This window comes from Mesobacillus maritimus (assembly GCF_044803185.1).
In the GTDB taxonomy this organism is placed as follows: domain Bacteria; phylum Bacillota; class Bacilli; order Bacillales; family Cytobacillaceae; genus Mesobacillus_B; species Mesobacillus_B maritimus_B.
The window spans coordinates 2,875,460-2,895,836 of sequence record NZ_CP085225.1 but is presented as its reverse complement, the minus strand read 5'-3'; the positions used below and the strand labels follow the sequence as shown (position 1 = coordinate 2,895,836).

Genomic DNA, 20,377 nt, shown 5'->3' with positions numbered 1-20,377 from the left:
TGATAAGAACAATACTATCTAAAAAAGCGACGAAATTAATTTATTCGGCTACAAAGTGAAAGGTACAACTTAATGTTGTACCTTTATTTTTAGTTAATATTAAACTAAGGAGGCTAGTTGAATTAAGGATAGAATAAAAACTGCCTTTTAAAAATAAACTACGGTCCTTATGAGATCTTGTATGCTACCATCGTTTGCACTTCTCGTATAAACCCAAAGTTCACCTCTACTGGTTGTTGGAAATCGATCGAAAGGAATGCTACTATAGAAATTCCCATAAGCAGGAGCACCTGCATCTGCTGATGTAAATCGTTCATTCGAAACGATGACTCCATTCATATCCCTCAATTGGTGTAAAATTGTTGCCTCAAATGCTCTTGCTTGGCCAGTTATTCTTTGACCGTTTACGACTCTTGTACCCGGAAGCGGATTCCAAACGACGATATTTCTTGTCGTTGGTAGAGGAAGAACTAATTGGTATCCCGGCCAAATCACATCGACGGAAAAACCAGGTCGACCTTGATTGGCCCTAATGAGATTCACTAAGGATAGATCAAATCGATTCGCAATTCCGGCTAAAGTATCGCCTAGTTCAATTTCATAGATAAACGCTGGGACGTTTATCTGCTGATTCGGATTAATCACATTTGGATTTGCTATTGAATTGATTCCCGAGAGTAATTCAAGTGGGGTACTAAATCGAAACGCGATTTTATTAAATACTTCTCCCCAATTTACAATATAGGATACTCTCCCTGCGGTAGATAAATCAGGAACGATTAGAACATTCCCTGGGTAAATCAATCCATGATCAGAAACAGGTGGGATTAGATAATTGATTCGTAGGATTTCTTGTACCGAACTACGATATCGTTGCGCGATGGAATACACGGTTTCTCCTGGCCGTACTGTATAGATGTAAGTTTTCCTCATGATGATTGGCACAGTAATCACTCCATTTAACAGGGATGGTGATATTCAATCTGCTTTAATTTTATATGTATTAATAAATAGAAATTATATGTTGCCGTCCACTATAGAAGGTTTTTCCTGTTATACTGTTTCCCGTTTGATTCATTCGACACCAATCTCTTCGTAGGTCTAACTATCGTGGGTTTAGATTAGAATAAACAATCGAGTAGAAGTCATTTTTGTAATTTTTGTGAATATTATTGACAATGAAAATCATTATCATTTAAAATATGAATAATAAATGATAACCATTATCAATTAAATAATAAATGGAAGCTTAATTACACCTGTTTTTACCTATATAAATATCTAGCCTAGGGAGGGACTTCTAATGAGTTCATTAATGGTTGTTGGTGCTGATCGTTTAGGAAGTATCCTAGATAAACTATCATCTGTTGGTTTTGATGATGTTTATCATTTGAATGGAAGAAAAGGAAAAATGGTAAATATGGAGATTCCTGAAAGGGTAAGTTGCATTCTTGTTTTAACGGACTATGTGAATCATAATCTATCTACTGTGATAAAAAAGCGAGCGAAAAGCCAATCGATTCCAATTTATTTTGCCAAGCGTTCTTGGTGTTCAATCTATGAAGTGTTAAAGGGCAGTTAGTTCCTTATTTTTTTGCTCAATATTGAGAATAACTCTCACTAAAATTGAATATTCTCAGATTCATATGGAAGAGGAGGACCATTAAATGAAAGGGAGTCAGACACAGGTCACAATCAAAACCATCACAGATTATCATTTAGAATCGTTTCTTCGATGTCCTTATCGATTTTATTATCAACATATCTTGTCCTTAGATTCTAGCCAAGTTAAATGGCGTCAGCTCGTCCAATCCATCATTAACCATGTCGTTTATAGCTTTTACCAGCTTTCACGAAATGAGCAAAATAAATTGCATGTATTAAAACTAGTTGATCGATATTGGAAAAACGTGAATCCAAAAGCATTCGAGTCAAAAGTCCACTATTATATGGTGTTAGCGAAGACAACCGAACAGTTGTTGCAATTCTTAGTGCCAAAGACTGAACAGCATCCTCCACTCTTTTTATATGAAAAAATGAATACATATGTTGAGGAACTGGAAATTGACCTTTCTTTAACCTTTGAGCTAGTGGAATGGACAAAAAAATCGTTTATGGTGAAAAAATTCCTTGTGGAAGCGGACGAGGAAATGGTTCAACTATATCTTCATATGCTCGTGGTATTCTCGGATAAAGCGTTTGGGAAACTCCCCGAAAAAATTGAAATCATCACACTATTGGACGGAAAAAAATACGGCTTTTCACCAACAATGAGCAATGTTGAACAGGGAATTGTGTATTTAAACAAGATGAAGAGGACCATAAAACAACCTATCACTTATTTAAAAACGAGCTCGATGGCTGAATGTAGCAGCTGCCCCTTTACAGATAAATGTAATGAGCATCACGATAAAGCAATGACAAAGTCAAATGAAAATCTGCTCCACTAGGGTAAAGTTAATATCGATAAAATTACAATGGGAGAGAAGCAAATGTTTCGACATTTAATTGCGAAGAAGTCCTTTAAACATCAGATTGAATGTTTTTGCCCAGATCGTCATCATGCTGGTCCTATTACCATTCATAGAGGGGATATCATTGAACTTACGAACGAACGGCAATTCATACCTGACCGAGGATGGTATTCTTTAATTAATATGAATAATGAACGTCATTTTTACATCGCTCTTAAAGATTTGGATAACTATTATGACAGTGGTGAGCTCGTCTCTTTAGTAGACCTTGATTTAAAAGAAAACTATAGTAAGTATAAAATTAATGCAGCTCTAGATACAGGAGACGAGGATACTTTTATGGTTTTTACATGTGAGTTGAAAGAATCTAAGCTGCTTAAAGAAAAGATAGAAAAACATTTGTATCAAAGGGAGACTTAATAAGGTGGGAACTCTTCAGGTGTGCAAAGAGTTCTCACCTTATTAAGCTTTTCCCTATACAAAGACAGGAAAAAAGCATAAACCTATACCAATACAACAAAACATATGTGAAAAGTCGGGATTATAGATGAGTAAGATTCAGCGTTCAATTCCAAGGCCGCTCGTTAAAACCAACCAAACGGTGATTGTGATCAGTATACTTTTAGGGTGGAATCTTGTGGTGATAGATTTCCTGCATATTTTCTTTCATTCATTAGAGCTAGACCGACCACTACAGCACTTTTTTTGTCATTCATTTTTAAGTGAGGGAGAACAATATCTTCTCCAGGGTCTAGCATCTCCGAAGCAAGTGTCTGGATGGTTTCATTTGCGATAATCGACTGTTCTTGTGCACTGGTCAAAGCTTCATGGATATATTCACTTACGTTTGTCTCGTGGTTCGGTTTGATGTTAAGCAGATCAACAGCTTTTTCCTCCACCACCCCTATTGTAGCCCCTAGTGAATTACGGGGATCCCTCCAAAATACGTCTAATGAAGGAGAAATGTCGGTTGAAGCCATCTTTTCCCCAAACAGGATTAATTTATTCTTAGATGTATCCAGTATTCCCGCTATTTCATTGTCTATTTTTCTTCGGATATCCCTTGGTGTGTGGCCTTTTTCAGAAAATGTTTCACTTTTTACTAACCCCTGTGGTCCACCGGATGGCTCTTCGATGATAGGGATGGAGACCGCTAATTGCATTTCTTCATCCGATAATAAATCAAAACTCAAAACCTGTACCAATACAGCGTTATTCATCATATGTTGGTCCCAGCATCCAGCCAATAATACACAAAGAAGCAAAAGAATAGAATGCTTTCTATTCATACCTTTATTCACCTCTTCTTTTCTTGATAAAAAAAGTGACAGGATAAAGAGAAGGACAGGGATGATTACAATAAAAATATAATGTGTGGGCCCAAGAAAATCATTGAATTTTTCAAAGTCCCTTTGCTGGTCAGCAAGCATAGCCAAAAACAGGTATGTTCCTGCTACATATGGCAGAAAAGAGGCATAGTGTTTTTTCTTGAGAAGGCTGGCGAAACCCATTGCGGATAATAATAGCCAGTTAGCAATGGAAGTTGCACGACAATCAGCCAAAGCGATAAGAAAAATAGGTCAGTCCTTTCTATAATCTGAAACGAATAGGCTTTAATCATATACAATAATGGCTCTGGAGTCAGGGCGATATCCGTATTGGTTTCGAAGTAGACCAGGGCAGCGAACACCATAAAAGAATAATAAAGAGTGACAAAAATGTTTGCTATTGAAATTGCTTTGAGTTTCTCCTTCCCGGAAGATTGGACAAATGGATGAACAAATATAAATAGTTCAAAGCCTAGCATGGCGAAGGCTGCTTCTGTTGCCCCTTTAAATATCGTTGTAATCCCAGTATCCCCTATTGGAAAAAGATACAGGAAATCAGCAGGATTAATAGAATTAGAATTGGTGAAACCAGAACATAGAACCTTGCTATACTGGTCAACCCAGCACTGACGATGTAAATACAGGTTATCAATACTAAAACCATTGTTATCCAATTAGGCGTTCGTGGCAAAATCCATTTATCCAAGATATCAGTATATCTTGCTAAAACCAAGCTCCCTGTTACCATGAAATACAGTCCATAACCGAGAGTGAATAATTTCCCTAGGAAGCTTCCTAATAAATTCGGGAGTATTTGGTAGAGGGACAGGGAAGGAAATCTTCTGCTAAGACCCCAAACGACCAAAATAATCACCTGTGTAAACACTCCTGCCAACAGAGTGGAAATCCAGCTGTCTTGTTTGGCTACCAATGCGACGTCATGTGGCAAAGACAAAATCCCAACACCGATTTGAGCTTGGATGATCATAAAGACAAGTTGGTTGGGGGTGATGTTATTTTTGTTTTTTTTCATTAAACTGCCACCCCCTTGACAAAGATTGTCGATCAATCGTGTTCTGTTTTGAATCGAGTGGACGTGTATTGAACTTCATGACTGGTAGACGGATAAAAGTATCTTTCAAATCTTTTAAACGAAAGGGAGCCCAAGGTGCAAAATAGGGGGATCCGAATGACTCGAGTCTACATAAATGTGCCAAAATCATAATCGTTCCAAAGGTAATCCCCACAAATCCAAAGGTTGAAGCAAGGAGCATAAGCGGAAATCGCAATAATCGAATAGCATCGCTCATTGCCGTTGTAGGAATGCTGTAGGCTGCAACAGCAGTAATGGCAACAACAACAATCATCGTATTAGAGATTAGACCTGCCCGGACTACCGCGTCCCCAATAACAAGGCCTCCAACAATACCAATGGTTTGTCCTATACGTGATGGAAGACGTACCCCAGCCTCCCGGATGAGTTCAATCGTCAGCTCCATAACAAGTGCTTCGATTAAAGGTGGAAATGGAATATTTCTAATCGAACTTATTACTGGGAGGACGAGATCATCTGGGAGGACCTCGAAATGAAAAGCGATGACCGCGATATATAGGGCCGGCAAATTTACTGAAATGATAATGCTTAGGAACCTCAAGGAACGAATAAACGATCCAATCATCCATCTTGAGTTATAATCATCAGGTGAATGGAGGAAAGCGAAAAACGTGACTGGTATCAGTAAACAGGCAGGACTTCCATCAATGAAAACCGCCACTCTTCCTTCATTTAAATGACCGATAACTCGATCTACTCTCTCTGTATATAAAATCTGTGGAAAGGGTGACCATGTGGAATCTTCAATCAATTACTGTAGATACCCAAAACTTGGTATATGGTCGATAGAAACTCTATTAATCCTCATTTTGAATTCTTCTATTAATTCTTTATTTGCAAGGTCTTTCCTGCAAACCAGGGATATTCTGGATTGAATCTGGTCACCCACCGGTAAATGTTCCAAATGCAGGTTTGGGGTTTTTATTGCTTTCCTAATTAAATGGAGATTGGTCAGAAGATTTTCGACAAAACCTTCATGGGATCCTTGAATAACTTGTTCATTATTAGGTTCCTCTACAGCCCGGTCCTTGGAGATGACAACATCCAACATGTACAATTTTTGGACACCTTCGAAGGACATCAGACACCACCCATTCAAAAGGCCTTCTTGAGCATTAATTAGGTTATCGGTTTCCTGAAAAGTAGACTTTAATATATCTTCGAAAAGAGCACCGTCTGCCTCCATCATCGGTTTTAGTATGTACTTTTGAATTTTTTCCATATCTGCCATTGTTTCAAGAAAAACAAGAATTCCACGGTTATTTTTTATATTAAGGTCGTTTATTTTTAAATCATCTGAATCGGAAAAAGCATGTTTTATGAAGCAAATATTGTGATCTATTGAGTCGGATACCTTATTAAACTGTTGAGTGTCCTTGTTTGAAGTTTTCTGTTTGAAATCCCTTTTCCTGGACCTTTTAAAAATAAAGGAAGTTAATTTCATTTTTTTACTCCATTTTCATAATCTTTCCATTAATTTCCCCAATATTTGTATAACTATGTGCAGAGTAATCATTATAAATTTAGCTGACCATCCTCGTCACAACATGGTAAGAAGCTAGAGACGTACCTATGGTTCCATTTTCTAAATAAAACAAGACAACTTTTCGTCGAACTAAAGGGTGAAAGGAGAAAGAAAAACAACAACATACGTTGAATCTTAATTTAGAGACGAATCCGAACAAGGTGAATGTCTACCGGAATCATGAAAAGTGAGAATCTTCCAGCCAAAAGCTGTGATGTTAAATGCGATGAAGATTGCGTGTGCCGATAACAAACGAAGGCTGAATTATATTGTTGGAATTCTGAGACCCTGGGAAAATGAATCCTTACTGACAAGAACAGATATGCGCGAAGATGTTTGCCCATGGATTCTTTGTAACGAAGAGTGTATTGGTAGAATTGCTAGTCGACTAACGAAGCTCGGCTGTGCAGTAAACATTCAAGCTTGCAATGAGGCTCAATACAAAATTAAACGGTCAGCATCACCAAAGAAGGGTGTGGTTGTTGGTGGGGGTCCTACAGGCATAGAAGCAGCTAGAGTAGCCGCTCTTAAAGGGCACACTGTCAATCTAAGTTAACGGAACAAAAGGTTCTTTCCTTTGAAGAGAATAGACTTATTGTGGAAAAATCAGATGGAACCGGGGTATTCATCGAGGCAGACACGGTCATCAATGCATTCGGAATGAAGCCAAATACAACAGTAGGTAAAGCAATTTCTGATAAATTCCATACAAAAACTCGCCATGTAAAAGATTGTGTCAGCATTGGCAAAGTCGGAAATGCAGTCCGCTCCGGATTCTTTGCGGGTCTTACATTAGAATAAAAATATGAACATATAGGTAATCGTATATTAAAAGAAATCTAACGACATAATTTGATAGGATCCCCACAGGAATTAATTTCTGCGGGGATTTCATTTTCCTCAGATTCCAAACCTTTGTAGCCTTTTGTAAAAAGTGCTCCTAGGGATATCAAGTAATTTTGCAGCTGCTGTAACATTTCCTTTTGTTTTTTGTAAGGCATCGAGCATTAAATCGTGTTGGATTTTTTCACGGGCTGTCATGTTTCCTGCGGTTTTTTTCTCTTCTTCCCGTCGACCAGTTAAAGCAGGCGAATGAAGCGGGGGAAGAAGAGGCAAAATTTCATCTGAATCAAACGAACCATCCGAGGCCAGAATATGCAGACGCTCTAGGAAGTTATGTAATTCTCGAATATTGCCCGGCCATTCATAGTTCGTTAATTTCATTAATAATTTGTCCGTAATGGGAATGTCCCAGCTGTTTTTTTCACAAATAAAACAAACTAGATTTGAAATATCTTCCCGTCTGTCGCGTAATGAAGGGACATCGATTGGGTATACATTTAGCCGGTAAAATAAATCCTGTCGAAAAGATCCTTCTGCAACTAATTCGGCAAGATCGCGATGGGTAGCTGCAATGATTCGAATGTCGAGAGGAATTTCTTTGTAGCCTCCAATTGGAACAACTTTTCTTTCCTGAAGTACACGCAGTAAAGCGATCTGCATGGAAGGCGGAATTTCCCCGATTTCATCGAGAAAAAGTGTTCCTCCATTGGCCTGTTCAAATTTTCCCTTGTATCCGTTGCGTTTTGCCCCAGTAAATGAGCCTGCAACGTAGCCGAACAATTCACTTTCCATTAAATCTTTTGGAATCGCACCGCAGTTGACCGAGATAAACGGTCCTTCCTTACGGGGGCTGTTATCATGGATGGCCTGTGCAATGAGTTCTTTACCCGTTCCTGTTTCACCTGTTATAAAAACCGTTGTATCCTTAGGTGCAACTAGTTGTGCTTTTTTTAAGGTGTACTGAAAGGTTTTACTTGTACCCATTTCTCCTTTAAACATAAATGAACTAGGCGTAAAACCCGCCAGTTTTTTATAACCAGAAAATGAATCTGATAAAATGAAGCCTGTTCCAATTAAGTGCTTACTAGGTTTTGAGCGAATCGGAATTTCTTGGTTTATTCGAAACCCACTTAACAAAAAGTCTTGAAGATTCATATCTACTGATTGTTGGATTTTTTCACGTACCAGCTTATTTGAAAAAATAATTCTTTCCTCAAGGTTACATACGATAAAATGGCGATTCGGATGGATTTCTGCTAATTCAATCGCTTGCTGAAGGAGAGATACTTCTTGTTGGTAAGTATATTTACCCAACTCACTCTCAATTGCATAGGCAATCGATGTCACGATTCCAAGCATAAAAGGATGTGATTGCTCAACAGGACAGGAAACATCAAGGATTCCAAACAAATTCCCGTTAGCATTAAAAATAGGGGCAGCAGCACAGCTCCATGTATGGGATGCAACTGAATAATGTTCCGCTCCGTTGATGATTACAGGTTCCCGAGCTGCTAAGGAGGTTCCAATGGCATTTGTTCCAACTTCACATTCTGTCCAGCGGACACCTTCCACAAAATTTATACTTTGGGCATAATGAACTGTTTTCTCATTTCCAGTTACGGATAAGACATATCCATCAGGGTCGATTAACAGGCCCATCATTCCTGAAGCAACTAACATTTGATTTATGTCTGCAAGATGTGGTGATACTAATTTTAATAGGAGGGAATTTTTCTCTTTTTGAAGAGCAAACTGATAATCTGATAATATATGAAGTCCTTTATTTAAATAAGGATTGACGTCATTCTTTTTACAGCGGTGCCACGATTCAATAATTCTGTTATTAAGACGAGTCGAGTCCATAACACCTTCTTTAACAAAACGTTTCCACGTATCTAAATATATAGTATCTACCGCCATGAAATCCTCCTCTTGTTCTAGAATTTCAAAATTCGATCTAATTAAGTTCATGAAGGGAAGGGAGTTATACCAGGAGAGTCAAACAAGATTTTCCTTTAGTCTCAATATCCATTATATTTGGTTTAGAATACGCTTTCAATCAATCCTGGGATATTTAACAGAAAATTCAAAAGTTTAAAAGCGAAATAAAAAACTTCGCGTAAATGATCTACGCGAAGCCGCCTATCCTGACTCTTTTATGGTTTCACTAAAATCTTAATTTGTGCTTTATTTTTGATTAAGGCTTCAAATCCCTCAGAAACAATGTTTTCAAGACTTATTTTCTTAGTAATTAATTCTGCCGCCTGAATCCGGCCGTTAGCAATCAGCTGAATAACTTGTGGAAAAATATTTCGATAGGCAATAATACTTGTCATTTTCCGTTCCGTTAAAATAAAATTGTTCATTGGAATGCTCGCTGGTTTTTCCCAAATACTGATGTTGACAACATTCCCCTCTGAACGGGTCGATTCTATTGCCGTATTTATTGTTACTTCAATACCAGCAACCTCAAATGCAACATCCACTCCCAATCCATTCGTAATTTGCTTTATTGCTTCAACCGGATTCACTTCTATAGGGTTGATGATTACATCTGCGCCGAGTTGTTTGGCAATTTCTCGCCGTTCCGGTGAAACTTCTACCGCAATTATTCGGCTTGCTCCTGCTGCTTTAGCAGCTTGAATCACTAATAATCCAATGGGTCCAGTGCCAAAAACCGCAACAGAGTCACCGATTCTTAATTCACTTTGACGAACCGCATGAACTGCAACCGCGGTCGGTTCAACCAGTGCTGCTTGTTCCCAGGTCATATTTTCTGGGATTTTGTGGACCATCTTAGAGGGGAGAACACTGTATTCGGAAAAGCCTCCAAAACCTCCTGATAAACCGATGAATCCCAATTGTTCACAAACATTATAATGACCTTTTAGGCAGGAAGCACACTTGCCACAATTGTAGATTGGTTCAACACACACTCGATCTCCGATGCTGATATCTGTAACGTTCGCTCCAATCTCTACCACTTCACCGGCATACTCATGTCCCATGACAATGGGTGCTTTGTCGTTAGAAATGGGATGGGGTTCACCTACAGGAATAAAGATGGGACCCGCAGCATATTCGTGTAAGTCTGAACCACATATTCCACAATACTCTACTTTTATTTTTACTTGGTCTTTATCAACAATAGGCTCCGTAATTTGTTCAACTCGAATATCCTTTGCATCATACCAAAGGGCTGCTTTCAATTTTATTCCTCCTTTTTTTACACATGAACCGCATGGCTTACAGCACTCAGCAATGCCTCATGAATCGCTTCAGATAAGGTAGGGTGAGCTGCAATCAAATTTTCTAAGAGGTCTGCTGTCATTTCGGTATGCAGCATAACGGTCCCTTGTCCAATTAATTCGGTAGCATGTGGTCCAACAATCGATAGACCAAGAATTTCATTATATTCCGGTTCAATGATCACTTTTACTTTCCCAATTCGCTCATTTGAAATCAGTGCTTTCCCGTTTGCGGAAAATGGAAATTCTCCAATCCGTATATCGCCATGTTGTTCCCGAGCCTGTTTTTCCGTCAACCCGACACTGGCAATCTCGGGAGTGGTATAAATACAGCGGGGAACAGCATGATAATTGACGTGTGACTCAATTCCACAGGCATGCTGAGCTGCAACGGTTCCTTCATGAAATGCCACATGGGCAAGCTGAATTCCGCCAATGACATCTCCACAGGCGTATATATTCGGGACGCTTGTTTGCATGTGATTGTTAACATAGATTCCCTGATTCGAAAAATCCAAGCCAACCTTCTCTAACCCTAAGTGATTCACTGCAGGCTTTCGGCCGATCGAGACGAGTACTAGATCTGGGTGAATATCATGCATAGATCCATCCAGTTCTACAGTTGCTTTCTTTTCCACTGTATTTAATTCTTTCACTGTAGACGAGGTCAGCACCTTTACCTTGTCTTTTTTTAACTGGGTATGGAGGACAGAAGCAATATCTCCGTCTTCGCCAGGTAGCAGCTGATCAGCCATTTCTACGATCGTGACCTTTGTGCCCATCCTGCTATAAATACTAGCAAATTCGCAGCCTATGACACCTCCGCCAATGACCAGCAGGGAAGAGGGGAGGGAAGGAAGCGACATCGCTTGGCTACTGTCGATGATCCAGTTGCCGTCAAACGGTGCAAATGGCAATGATACAGGTTTGGAACCGGAAGCAATGATGATTTTGTCTGCTGCAAGCTCTTGTTGTTTTCCATCTGACTCAACAAGTAAAACCTGATTTGTAAGGAAAGAAGCTGCTCCTTTTATGACCTTTATTTTATTTTTCTTCATTAAATATTCGATTCCTTGGACCAGGGAGGAGACAATTCCATTTTTTCGCTGCTGGACAATATTCCAATTTACCTCTGCTTGATCAGAAGGAAGATCAACCCCAAATTTGTTTGCTTGTTTAACAAGACTGAAGACTTGGGCACTCTCGAGCAGGGCCTTCGTCGGCATACAGCCTTCATTTAAACAGGTTCCTCCTAACGGTCCCTTGTCGATTAGGGTGACTACCTTGCCCAGCTGGGCGGCGGTAATAGCCGCCACATAACCAGCGGGTCCACCGCCAACAATTGCAATCGATGTCAAAAGTATCACTTCCTTCTATAACAGCATCATAATGGGTTCTTCTAAATACTGCTTTACTGTTTGTAAAAATAATGCAGCCGGTGCTCCATCCACGACGCGGTGGTCAAATGTCAGGCTGAGAGGCAAAATGGTTCTCCGCTCTAATTTTTCACCGATGTAAACAGGGGTGTCGGTAACGGAGTTGACACCAAGAATGCCTGTTTCCGGAGGATTTAAGATGGGTGTAAAGTGTTCAATCCCGTATGCACCAAGGTTGCTAATCGTAAAAGTGGATCCCTGCATTTCTTCATTAGTAAGCTGACCGTCTTTTGCCCGTTTCGCAAGGCTTTTACTATTTTTCGAGAGTTCTAAAAGGGAGCATGCATCCGCATTGCGAATCACCGGTACAACTAGACCTTTGTCGAGTGCAACCGCCAAACCTAGATGAACAGTTTGATATAAGTGAATTTGTTCGTCAATATAAGCGCTGTTCATTTGAGGATGCTTTTTTAGGCTTAGTACAACGGCACGAGTAATAAAATCTGTTATCGTTAGCTTAATTTGTTCCTGGTTTTGAATCGCTTCATTAGATTGTTTTTGTAGGTCAAGCAATTTCGTTACATCCGCTTTCATCGTCATCGTAAGCTGTGCACTATTTTGGATACTGTCGAACATGCGTCTTGCGATTACTTTACGCATTCCATTCACTGGAACCTGTTTTACTTCTTCAGCTGGAGGAGAATCTGAAAGACCGTTTTCACGTTCTGGCTCCTGCTGGATTTGCGTTTTAATTGGTTCAGGCTGATCTTTTGTTGTCTGAAGTTTTTTGATTGCCTCCTGAACATCTTCTTTTGTAATTCTCCCTCCTGGTCCTGTACCTTGAATGGTTTCAAGATCAAGGTTTGCAGCTTCAGCTATTTTTCGGGCAACTGGTGAAATTTTTAAACGATTTGATGTCAAATTAGGTTGGTTCACATGCTGCTCTATTTTCACATTAGTGTCGGTGTTGTTTGCTTCTATTGGCTTTTGAAGCTCTGGTTTACTAGTGTCTGCCATGATTTCTTCCCCTTGGTTTCCGATATAACAAATAACGGTACCAGGAGGGACCCCTTCTCCTTCTGGGACGGCAATTTTTAAAAGCGTGCCCTCTGCAGGGGATTCTAAATCAATTTCAATTTTTTCCGAATTTACGCTTGCAATGGGCTCGCCTTTGGAAACTGTATCGCCGATCTCTTTATTCCAGATTGAAACGATTCCTTCTTTCATTGCCATTCCTAACTTTGGCATTACTACTTCTACTGCCATATATCTCTCTCCATTCTTTTTTTTGAAAAAAAGGGGAGCATGAGCACATCTCTAAGTTTGATAAGATGCTATTCTGAGAGTGATTGCGCCGTTTTAAACTCCCACCTTTAGTTAAAAAAATTTGGTTTGGTTTGCTCGTGAATGATCGTTAGCGTTAGCTAGTTCTGTAGGGCAGCCTCACCTAAAAGCTCGGCAACCACTTCGACTACCTTTTCTGGTGATGGAAGGTATAGGTCTTCCAAAACAGGTGAAAACGGTACAGGTGTATGCGGAGCGGTAATCCGTTTAATTGGCGCATCTAGTGTGTCAAACCCTTTATCTGCAACAAGTGCCGCGATATCGGTTGCAATACTGCACCGTGGATTGGCTTCATCAATCACAATCAGCCGATTGGTTTTTGCCACTGATTCAAGAATCGTTTCTTCATCCAATGGAGAGAGGCTGCGAGGGTCAACGACTTCAGCTTCAATTCCTTTTGCAGAAAGTTGTTCTGCTGCCTGTAAGGCCGTTTGAACCTGTTTACCAATGGCGACAATCGTCAAATCAGAACCTTCTCGCTTAATATCTGCTTTGCCAATCGGAATCGTATAATATCCTTCAGGAACTTCTCCGGTCATATTATATAGGGTCTTATCTTCAAAAAAGATAACTGGGTCATTATCTTCAATAGCAGCAAGAAGCAAGCCTTTAGCTTCGTATGGGGTAGAAGGGACTACAACCTTTAAGCCAGGAATAGCGGTAAATAAGGCATATAAGCTTTGTGAATGTTGGGCTGCCGCTCTAAATCCAGCACCATGCATAGTTCTGATTGTCACCGGAACCTGTGCTTTTCCTCCAAACATATAGCGGAATTTCGCTCCTTGATTTAGGACTTCATCTAGACAGCTGCCAATAAAATCATTAAACATGAGTTCGGCAATTGGTCTTAAACCAGTTGATGCTGCAGCCATCGCTGCTCCCATATAGCCCGCTTCAGCAATAGGGGTATCAAGAATACGTTCGCGGCCAAATTCTTGTACCAATCCTTTTGTGACACCCAGCACACCGCCCCATGCATCCTCATTTTGCAAATGATCCACTTCAGCACCGCCGGCGACGTCTTCTCCCATTAAAATAACGTCCTCATCTTTTCTCATTGCAAGCGTAATTGCTTCATTAATCGCAGCAGACATACTTAATTCTCTAGCCATCATTCGTTCCTCCTTTTAATGGATTAATAGAATACGTAAAAAGAGTGGGTTAGTCATCGAATAGATTAATATGACACGTAAACATCGGTTAACAATTCGGAGGCATCAGGGTATTGACTCTTTTCGCTAAACGTTACAGCTTCCTTAACCGCTTGATTGACCGCTTCTTCTAACGCAACCAATTCTTCTTCCGCTAGCAGACCTTCTGTTAATAGATGTTGTTTAAATAGGGCAATGGCATCTTTCTCATTTTTATGTTCCACTTTATCTTCGTTCGTTTTATAAGTCTGGGCATCTCCTTCGAAATGGCCATAGTTCCTGTAAGTAACACATTCAATCAAAGTTGGACCTTCGCCACGGCGTGCCCTTTGAACCGCTTCTTCTGCAGCTTGATACACTTGAAGTACATCCTTGCCATCCACTTTAATGCCTGGAATGTTGTAGCCAATGGCACGATCCACAATGGACTTACAGCTGGATGAATAGGAGAAAGGTGTAGCCTCGGCATAACCGTTATTTTCAGCTATAAATATGACCGGAAGCTTCCAAATGGCTGCTAGGTTAATCCCTTCATGGAAGGTGCCATGGTTATTAGCCCCATCTCCAAAGAAGCAAACGCTTACATTATCAGTCTTTTTATACTTAGCCGTTAACGCTGCACCGCAAGCGAGCGGGAAGCCACCGCCAACGATTCCATTTGCGCCGAGCATGCCTTTGTTAAGGTCGGCAATATGCATCGAACCACCTTTGCCTTTGCATAAGCCTGTCGCTTTTCCATATATTTCAGCCATCATTCCATTTAAATCACAACCTTTGGCAATACAATGTCCATGTCCTCGATGGGTGCTTGTAATGCTGTCCTTGTCAGTTAGATGGGCACAAACACCAACTGCAACGGCTTCTTCACCAGCATACAGATGGACAAAGCCTGGCAGGACACCTGTCGCAAATACCTCATGAACCTTGTCTTCAAATTTTCGAATCTCCAGCATCTTTTTGAACATCCAACGTGCCTTATCCTCGGTTAATGCGACTGCTTTGTTTTCCAATGTTTCCATTGTTTTAGCCTCCCTGGATAAAAATTTTTACACCTATCAATCATGCAAGAGTTGTGCCATTTTATAAAAACCCGGTGTAGAAGACTTTGAAGAAAACTAGTGAGGGAATTTGTTATAAAAAAAGAGACAAAATGAGACTGGTGTCTCGTTTCGTCTTCTTTTTGGACAGGAAGAAGGGGACTGACCCCTTTTTCCTAGTTTTTTGTTTTGTGGAAGATTGTTGTGAAACAAGATTCTTCGAGGGGTGACAGGCACTCCAACAATTATAAAAAAGGATTGAATAGAATTTGTTATTTTAATTTAAGGATGTGTTAAAGGACAGTGTTGTTTTGCTAACTGTTGAGTGGAGCGGAAGGCACTTGACTCCTCAAAAAATGCTATCGCATTTCTTTCGTGCGTGGGAAGATTCGATGATGTCATTCAGTGTCCCGCTGTTCGCTGAGCACCTAAAGCGGAAATCAACAGACTGTTTAACAAAGCTTAAAGTTACTTCCATATTACTATGAAAATGGTGGTCCTTTTTATGGTGTTTTTATCAATTAACTACACCAGGCACCCCAACTCCGGTATTCACTGCTCCAATGGACAAAAGAAAGAGGTATCCCAAAAGTAGAATTTTAGGACACCCCTTTTTTGGCTATTATTCCATATTCTCTAGCATATTTTCAATAATCGAAGAAGAGTTTGTTACGGCCATTTGTTTGAAGTCTTCCCATTTCATAACTGCTTCTTCACCTGCATCATCTGAGGCTGAGCGGATGACCACGTAAGGGATGTTGTTTAAATACGCTACCTGTCCAACAGCGCCACCTTCCATTTCGACTACATAGGCATTGAATGTATCAAGGATCCACTGGCTTTTTTCCGCACTAGCAATAAATTGGTCACCTGTTGCAATTCTACCTTTAAACACATTGGTGCCGTTTGGAAGATTATTTGCTGCTTCCTCTGCCAAAGAAATAAGTTCAGCATCAGCCTGATAATATGCCGTTTTGAATCCTGGTATAAGACCAGGTTCGTAACCTTTTGCCGTTTCATCCATATCATGCTGAACGGTATCGGTGGAAATGACAATATCCCCAAGGTTTACATCTGGATGAATGGCTCCAGCAATTCCAGAATTAATCAGTTTATCTACATCAAAATGATCCACCAAAAGTTGCGCTGCCATCGTTGCATTTACTTTCCCAATTCCTGATTGAACAAGAACAATCTTCTGTCCTTTTAATGTACCTTCATAGAATGTCATTCCAGCAATCTCTTCCGTTTTCTTTACATCCATATGAGAATGCAGGATTTCAATTTCTTCTGCCATCGGTCCGATAATCCCAACAATACTTTTATCTTTTTTGTTTGCTGATTTTGCTAATGCGTTTTGCTCACTTTGTTGTGAGTACCCTATTAATAACCCACTCAATAGGACAAGCACGAAAAGAATTTTTGTGTTTTTAAAGATTTTCATGATTATTTTCCCCCTCAGATGTAATAAATATGGTTTTCAAGTCAAAAAAAAAAAAAAAACGAACGTTTATAAAATAAATTTTATTTAACGTTCGTGTTTTAGTCTACAACAAGACCTGCTACCTTATCAATATGTTTTATGGAATTAATAGAATATGGTAAAAAAGGATCAGGAGATAGTTACCTGTCCCATTTTTCCAATGCAGTGTTTTTAGGGTGAATATTTGGGTTGTCGGCGGGGTAATGCGTTACTTAAGAGTGGTTCTGAAATTGCAATTGTGCATACGTCAGCTTGTTTAAGCTTTTCATACCAGCCATTGCTTCCATAATGAATTTTGAAGACACGAAATACGAGTAACATCACCTTCTTGCGGGCGATACCGGAAAACAATAACGGCATCGTTCGACCAGATATGGCAATTCCTAGGGCAAAAAGACTGACCAGCAACTCTACTTGCGATACACCGACATTTTAGTGTTCAGCCAGGTCAGACAACATCCCAATAACTCCCATTTCGATATTTAAGATGCCGAAAACTCCTATGGTCAATAGGAAGATCGATAAATTATTTCGTTTAGCAAAAAAAAACATCTCCTATCTCCAATTAGGCAGTAAGTTTTTTTTTAGGACTAACCCCAGAATTATCTAAATTATTATCCGAGTATGGATCATTGGGATGTCTAGTGCCTGGTGAAAAATTCTAAAAAAGTGAAATGAATGTAACTCGTTGACATTTTGGAGGTGAATTTTAAAATAGAAAACCACCTGTATTTCAAATACACATTGAAATACAGGTGGTTTTTTTGTTAATTATTGATCACTATTTTATCGTTTTTATGAATATCTTCCGTTCCGGCATCCAAAGCAGTCTTGTAATAGAAGCATTTATGCTCAATGAGTTCCATTGTTTTTTTTAGTTCTTCCATCTGTGCTTCTACAGTAGCTCTTCGTTCCATAAACATGTCATATCTTTGCTGCAGCGTGGAATCCCCATCAGAACACCAATCGATAAAATGTTTGATTTCCTTAATGGGCATTCCAGTGGATTTCAGACATTCTATTATTTTTAAAGCGCCGATATCGGATTCTTTAAACAAACGTGTTCCACTGGTTGTCCGTTCAACAAAAGGCATAAGGCCCTCTTTATCGTAATAACGCAAGGTATAAACTGTTAGATTTAATTCCTTTGCCACTTCACTGATTGAATAGGTCTTCATCGTTTATCTCCTTTTTTAATAACATCGTTTCACTCTATGAATTTATGGATTTTATCACGGTATTTGCTGAAAAGTCAAAGTCATGTTATAGGATAGGAGAGTTTACCTCTGATTATTAAAGAAGTACTTATCTCAAATAATAGCTCTCGGCCAGCTCAATAGATAATAGGGGAATTCCTCAAAAAAATCCAAGTGAACCACTTGACCTAGAGTTAACTATAAGGTTTACGATTGTTTTTGTAAAAGAAAGACGGGGATAGAAATGAATCTCATCCTGAATTGTCCATATTTACCCGTACTAACTTTTTCTCTTAAAAATGATCAATTATTGGAGGTTTTTTTATGGTAATGGCTAAAGCACGAGCTATCGATGGTCCAGACAAATCCTTTCGAGCTGCTGAAATTAAACGACGCGATCTTGATTTACATGATGTTTTAATTGAAATTAAATTCGCAGGAATCTGTCATTCTGACATCCATACTGCTCATGGCGAATGGGGTCCGGTGAACTATCCACTCGTACCTGGGCACGAGATTGCGGGGATTGTTACGGATGTAGGAGCAGAGGTAACAAAGTACAAGGTCGGCGACCGTGTAGGGGTCGGATGTATGGTGGACTCCTGCGGCGAATGTGAGAACTGCCGTAAAGGAGAAGAACAATACTGTCTAAAAGGCAATGTCCCTACATACGCAGGTGTAGACAAATACGGCGAGCCAACTCAGGGTGGCTATTCTACCCATATTGTCGTAACGGAGGACTTCGCAGTCAGAATACCTGATAACATTGGGCTTGATGTCGCAGCACCATTACTTTGCGCGGGCATTACGACCTATTCTCCACTAAATCATTGGAATGCAGGACCAGGTAAGAAAGTTGCCGTTGTTGGGTTGGGCGGTCTCGGTCATATGGCTGTCCAAATTGCACATGCCATGGGTGCTGAGGTGACTGTGCTGTCCCAAACATTGAAAAAAAAGGACGACGGCTTACAAATGGGTGCAGACCACTACTATGCCACAAGCGATCCAGAAACATTCGAAAAACTTCAAGATGCTTTTGACCTAATCATTAACACGGTAAGTGCAAAACTCGATATTAGTGCTTATCTCTCGTTATTAACGCTCGATGGAACTCTAGTAAATGTTGGTGCGCCTGCAGAGCCGTTGCCAGTAAATGTGTTCTCACTTATCGGTCATCGGCGTTCCTTTGCAGGCTCAATGATTGGCGGTATCCGTGAGACTCAAGAAATGTTGGATTTCTGTGCGAAACATAACATTGCTCCTAAAATTGAAGTGATTTCGGCCGACCAAATTGACGAAGCCTATAAACGCGTTCTAGCTTCAGATGTGAAGTATCGATTTGTAATCGATACGAGTACAATGTAAGGAGCCTCATTCTATGTTTTAATGGAATGGATAAGATGTCCTAAAAGTCTAGGTTTTTGGGGCAACTTGCTTGGCTTTCTGTTTTCGGGGTCAGTCCCCCAATAAAGTAACGCTTTACATCGCTAGGGGACTGACCCCTTTTTTTCTAGTTTTTTGTTTTGTGGAAGATTGTTGTGAAACAAGTTTCTTCGAGGGGTGACAGGCACTCCAACTCAAAAATATGAACATATAGTCAATCGTACAATAAAAGAAATCTAACGACTTAATTTGATCGTATCCCCACAGGAGTTAATTTCTGCGGGGCTTTTATTTTTATGGTCTATAAGAATAAAGTAGGAAACAGTATCGTGCAGTTTTGAATATATGGGATGGTTCCCGGTTTTACGTATAAACGACACCGAATGTTGTGGAACATTTTCGTGTAATAAGAAATATCGGGTTGTCCCAGTGACTTTTAACGAAAGCAAAAGACCGTCTTCTATTTAAAAGGAATTTCCTGAATGATGAAGAATATAGTTCTTTAGATAGGGGGAAATCGTATGAATAAGAAACTTTTGCATACGGAGGGAATGGCAGTGCTAGCATTATGCCTTTATCTCTATGCATACTTTCAATTCAGCTGGGCATTGTTTTTGGTTTTGCTGTTTCTCCCGGACATTTCAATGGCTGGTTATGCATTCAATCACAAAACGGGAGCCAAGGTCTACAACTTATTCCATACATATAGTATATCCATCATTCTCGTGATATCGGGACTATTATTATCAAACTCAATCATTATCGCCATAGGTTTGATCTGGACCGCCCATATAGGAATGGACAGAATGCTGGGCTATGGACTGAAATACCCAACACATTTTAAAGATACACATTTAAATAGGGTGTGACTAATT

At 39.8% G+C, this 20,377-nt stretch carries 17 protein-coding genes and 3 pseudogenes; 7 read left to right on the top strand and 13 right to left on the bottom strand.

Annotation, left to right across the window (positions count from 1 at the left end):
• Positions 1-147: 147 nt before the first annotated feature.
• Positions 148-945, bottom strand: a complete 798-nt coding sequence (locus LG336_RS13945) for a LysM peptidoglycan-binding domain-containing protein (protein ID WP_404328117.1) — start codon at positions 943-945, stop codon at positions 148-150.
• 358 nt (positions 946-1,303) lie between these two features.
• On the opposite strand from LG336_RS13945, the gene LG336_RS13940 reads away from it, so the two are divergent.
• From LG336_RS13940 to LG336_RS13930, 3 genes are all read left to right on the top strand, one after another.
• Positions 1,304-1,582: a DUF2325 domain-containing protein gene (locus LG336_RS13940; protein WP_404328116.1), complete on the top strand. Its 279-nt coding sequence runs from the start codon at positions 1,304-1,306 to the stop codon at positions 1,580-1,582.
• Between the two features lie 85 nt (positions 1,583-1,667).
• Complete coding sequence (locus LG336_RS13935; RefSeq protein ID WP_404328115.1) at positions 1,668-2,450, top strand: PD-(D/E)XK nuclease family protein; 783 nt, start codon at positions 1,668-1,670, stop codon at positions 2,448-2,450.
• Positions 2,451-2,492: 42 nt separating this feature from the next.
• Entirely contained in the window at positions 2,493-2,894 is a 402-nt protein-coding gene (locus LG336_RS13930) for a hypothetical protein (protein WP_404328114.1), read from the top strand.
• 191 nt (positions 2,895-3,085) lie between these two features.
• On the opposite strand, the gene LG336_RS13925 is transcribed toward LG336_RS13930, so the two are convergent.
• The 3 genes and pseudogenes from LG336_RS13925 to LG336_RS13915 all read right to left on the bottom strand — a co-directional run bounded on the left by LG336_RS13925 (position 3,086) and on the right by LG336_RS13915 (position 6,360).
• Positions 3,086-3,763 carry a hypothetical protein gene (locus tag LG336_RS13925; protein WP_404328113.1) on the bottom strand — a complete coding sequence of 226 codons (678 nt, stop codon included), beginning with the start codon at positions 3,761-3,763 and terminating at the stop codon, positions 3,086-3,088.
• Between the two features lie 164 nt (positions 3,764-3,927).
• Positions 3,928-4,790: pseudogene (locus LG336_RS13920) on the bottom strand (GerAB/ArcD/ProY family transporter).
• A 25-nt stretch (positions 4,791-4,815) separates the two neighbouring features.
• A pseudogene (locus tag LG336_RS13915) lies at positions 4,816-6,360 on the bottom strand (spore germination protein).
• A 268-nt stretch (positions 6,361-6,628) separates the two neighbouring features.
• Between LG336_RS13915 and LG336_RS13910 the strand changes: the two are divergent.
• Entirely contained in the window at positions 6,629-6,997 is a 369-nt protein-coding gene (locus LG336_RS13910) for a DnaD domain protein (RefSeq protein WP_404328112.1), read from the top strand.
• Positions 6,998-7,038: 41 nt separating this feature from the next.
• Positions 7,039-7,242, top strand: a complete 204-nt coding sequence (locus LG336_RS13905) for a hypothetical protein (protein WP_404328111.1) — start codon at positions 7,039-7,041, stop codon at positions 7,240-7,242.
• 99 nt (positions 7,243-7,341) lie between these two features.
• Here LG336_RS13905 and LG336_RS13900 read toward each other — a convergent pair whose 3' ends face one another.
• The 9 genes and pseudogenes from LG336_RS13900 to LG336_RS13860 form a co-directional block, all read right to left on the bottom strand.
• The gene (locus LG336_RS13900) at positions 7,342-9,204 is read right to left on the bottom strand and encodes a sigma-54-dependent Fis family transcriptional regulator (RefSeq protein WP_404328110.1); all 1,863 of its coding nucleotides are present in this window, start codon (positions 9,202-9,204) and stop codon (positions 7,342-7,344) included.
• Between the two features lie 236 nt (positions 9,205-9,440).
• Positions 9,441-10,493: a 2,3-butanediol dehydrogenase gene (locus tag LG336_RS13895; RefSeq protein ID WP_404328109.1), complete on the bottom strand. Its 1,053-nt coding sequence runs from the start codon at positions 10,491-10,493 to the stop codon at positions 9,441-9,443.
• A 17-nt stretch (positions 10,494-10,510) separates the two neighbouring features.
• Positions 10,511-11,890: a dihydrolipoyl dehydrogenase gene (lpdA, locus tag LG336_RS13890; RefSeq protein ID WP_404328108.1), complete on the bottom strand. Its 1,380-nt coding sequence runs from the start codon at positions 11,888-11,890 to the stop codon at positions 10,511-10,513.
• Between the two features lie 15 nt (positions 11,891-11,905).
• The gene (locus tag LG336_RS13885; protein ID WP_404328107.1) at positions 11,906-13,174 is read right to left on the bottom strand and encodes a dihydrolipoamide acetyltransferase family protein; all 1,269 of its coding nucleotides are present in this window, start codon (positions 13,172-13,174) and stop codon (positions 11,906-11,908) included.
• Positions 13,175-13,332: 158 nt separating this feature from the next.
• Positions 13,333-14,364, bottom strand: coding sequence for an alpha-ketoacid dehydrogenase subunit beta (locus LG336_RS13880; RefSeq protein WP_404333163.1), 1,032 nt, complete (start codon positions 14,362-14,364; stop codon positions 13,333-13,335).
• A gap of 65 nt (positions 14,365-14,429) precedes the next feature.
• Complete coding sequence (locus LG336_RS13875) at positions 14,430-15,422, bottom strand: thiamine pyrophosphate-dependent dehydrogenase E1 component subunit alpha (RefSeq protein WP_404328106.1); 993 nt, start codon at positions 15,420-15,422, stop codon at positions 14,430-14,432.
• Positions 15,423-16,062: 640 nt separating this feature from the next.
• Positions 16,063-16,884 carry a 5'-methylthioadenosine/adenosylhomocysteine nucleosidase gene (locus tag LG336_RS13870; RefSeq protein ID WP_404328105.1) on the bottom strand — a complete coding sequence of 274 codons (822 nt, stop codon included), beginning with the start codon at positions 16,882-16,884 and terminating at the stop codon, positions 16,063-16,065.
• Between the two features lie 336 nt (positions 16,885-17,220).
• Positions 17,221-17,475, bottom strand: a pseudogene (locus tag LG336_RS13865) (MFS transporter); the annotation flags it as partial.
• A 215-nt stretch (positions 17,476-17,690) separates the two neighbouring features.
• Positions 17,691-18,101 carry a MerR family transcriptional regulator gene (locus tag LG336_RS13860; protein WP_404328104.1) on the bottom strand — a complete coding sequence of 137 codons (411 nt, stop codon included), beginning with the start codon at positions 18,099-18,101 and terminating at the stop codon, positions 17,691-17,693.
• A 342-nt stretch (positions 18,102-18,443) separates the two neighbouring features.
• Between LG336_RS13860 and LG336_RS13855 the strand changes: the two genes are divergently transcribed.
• Together LG336_RS13855 and LG336_RS13850 are read left to right on the top strand one after the other, a co-directional pair.
• Positions 18,444-19,484, top strand: a complete 1,041-nt coding sequence (locus tag LG336_RS13855) for an NAD(P)-dependent alcohol dehydrogenase (protein WP_404328103.1) — start codon at positions 18,444-18,446, stop codon at positions 19,482-19,484.
• A 539-nt stretch (positions 19,485-20,023) separates the two neighbouring features.
• Positions 20,024-20,371 carry a DUF4260 domain-containing protein gene (locus LG336_RS13850; RefSeq protein ID WP_404328102.1) on the top strand — a complete coding sequence of 116 codons (348 nt, stop codon included), beginning with the start codon at positions 20,024-20,026 and terminating at the stop codon, positions 20,369-20,371.
• Positions 20,372-20,377: the final 6 nt, after the last annotated feature.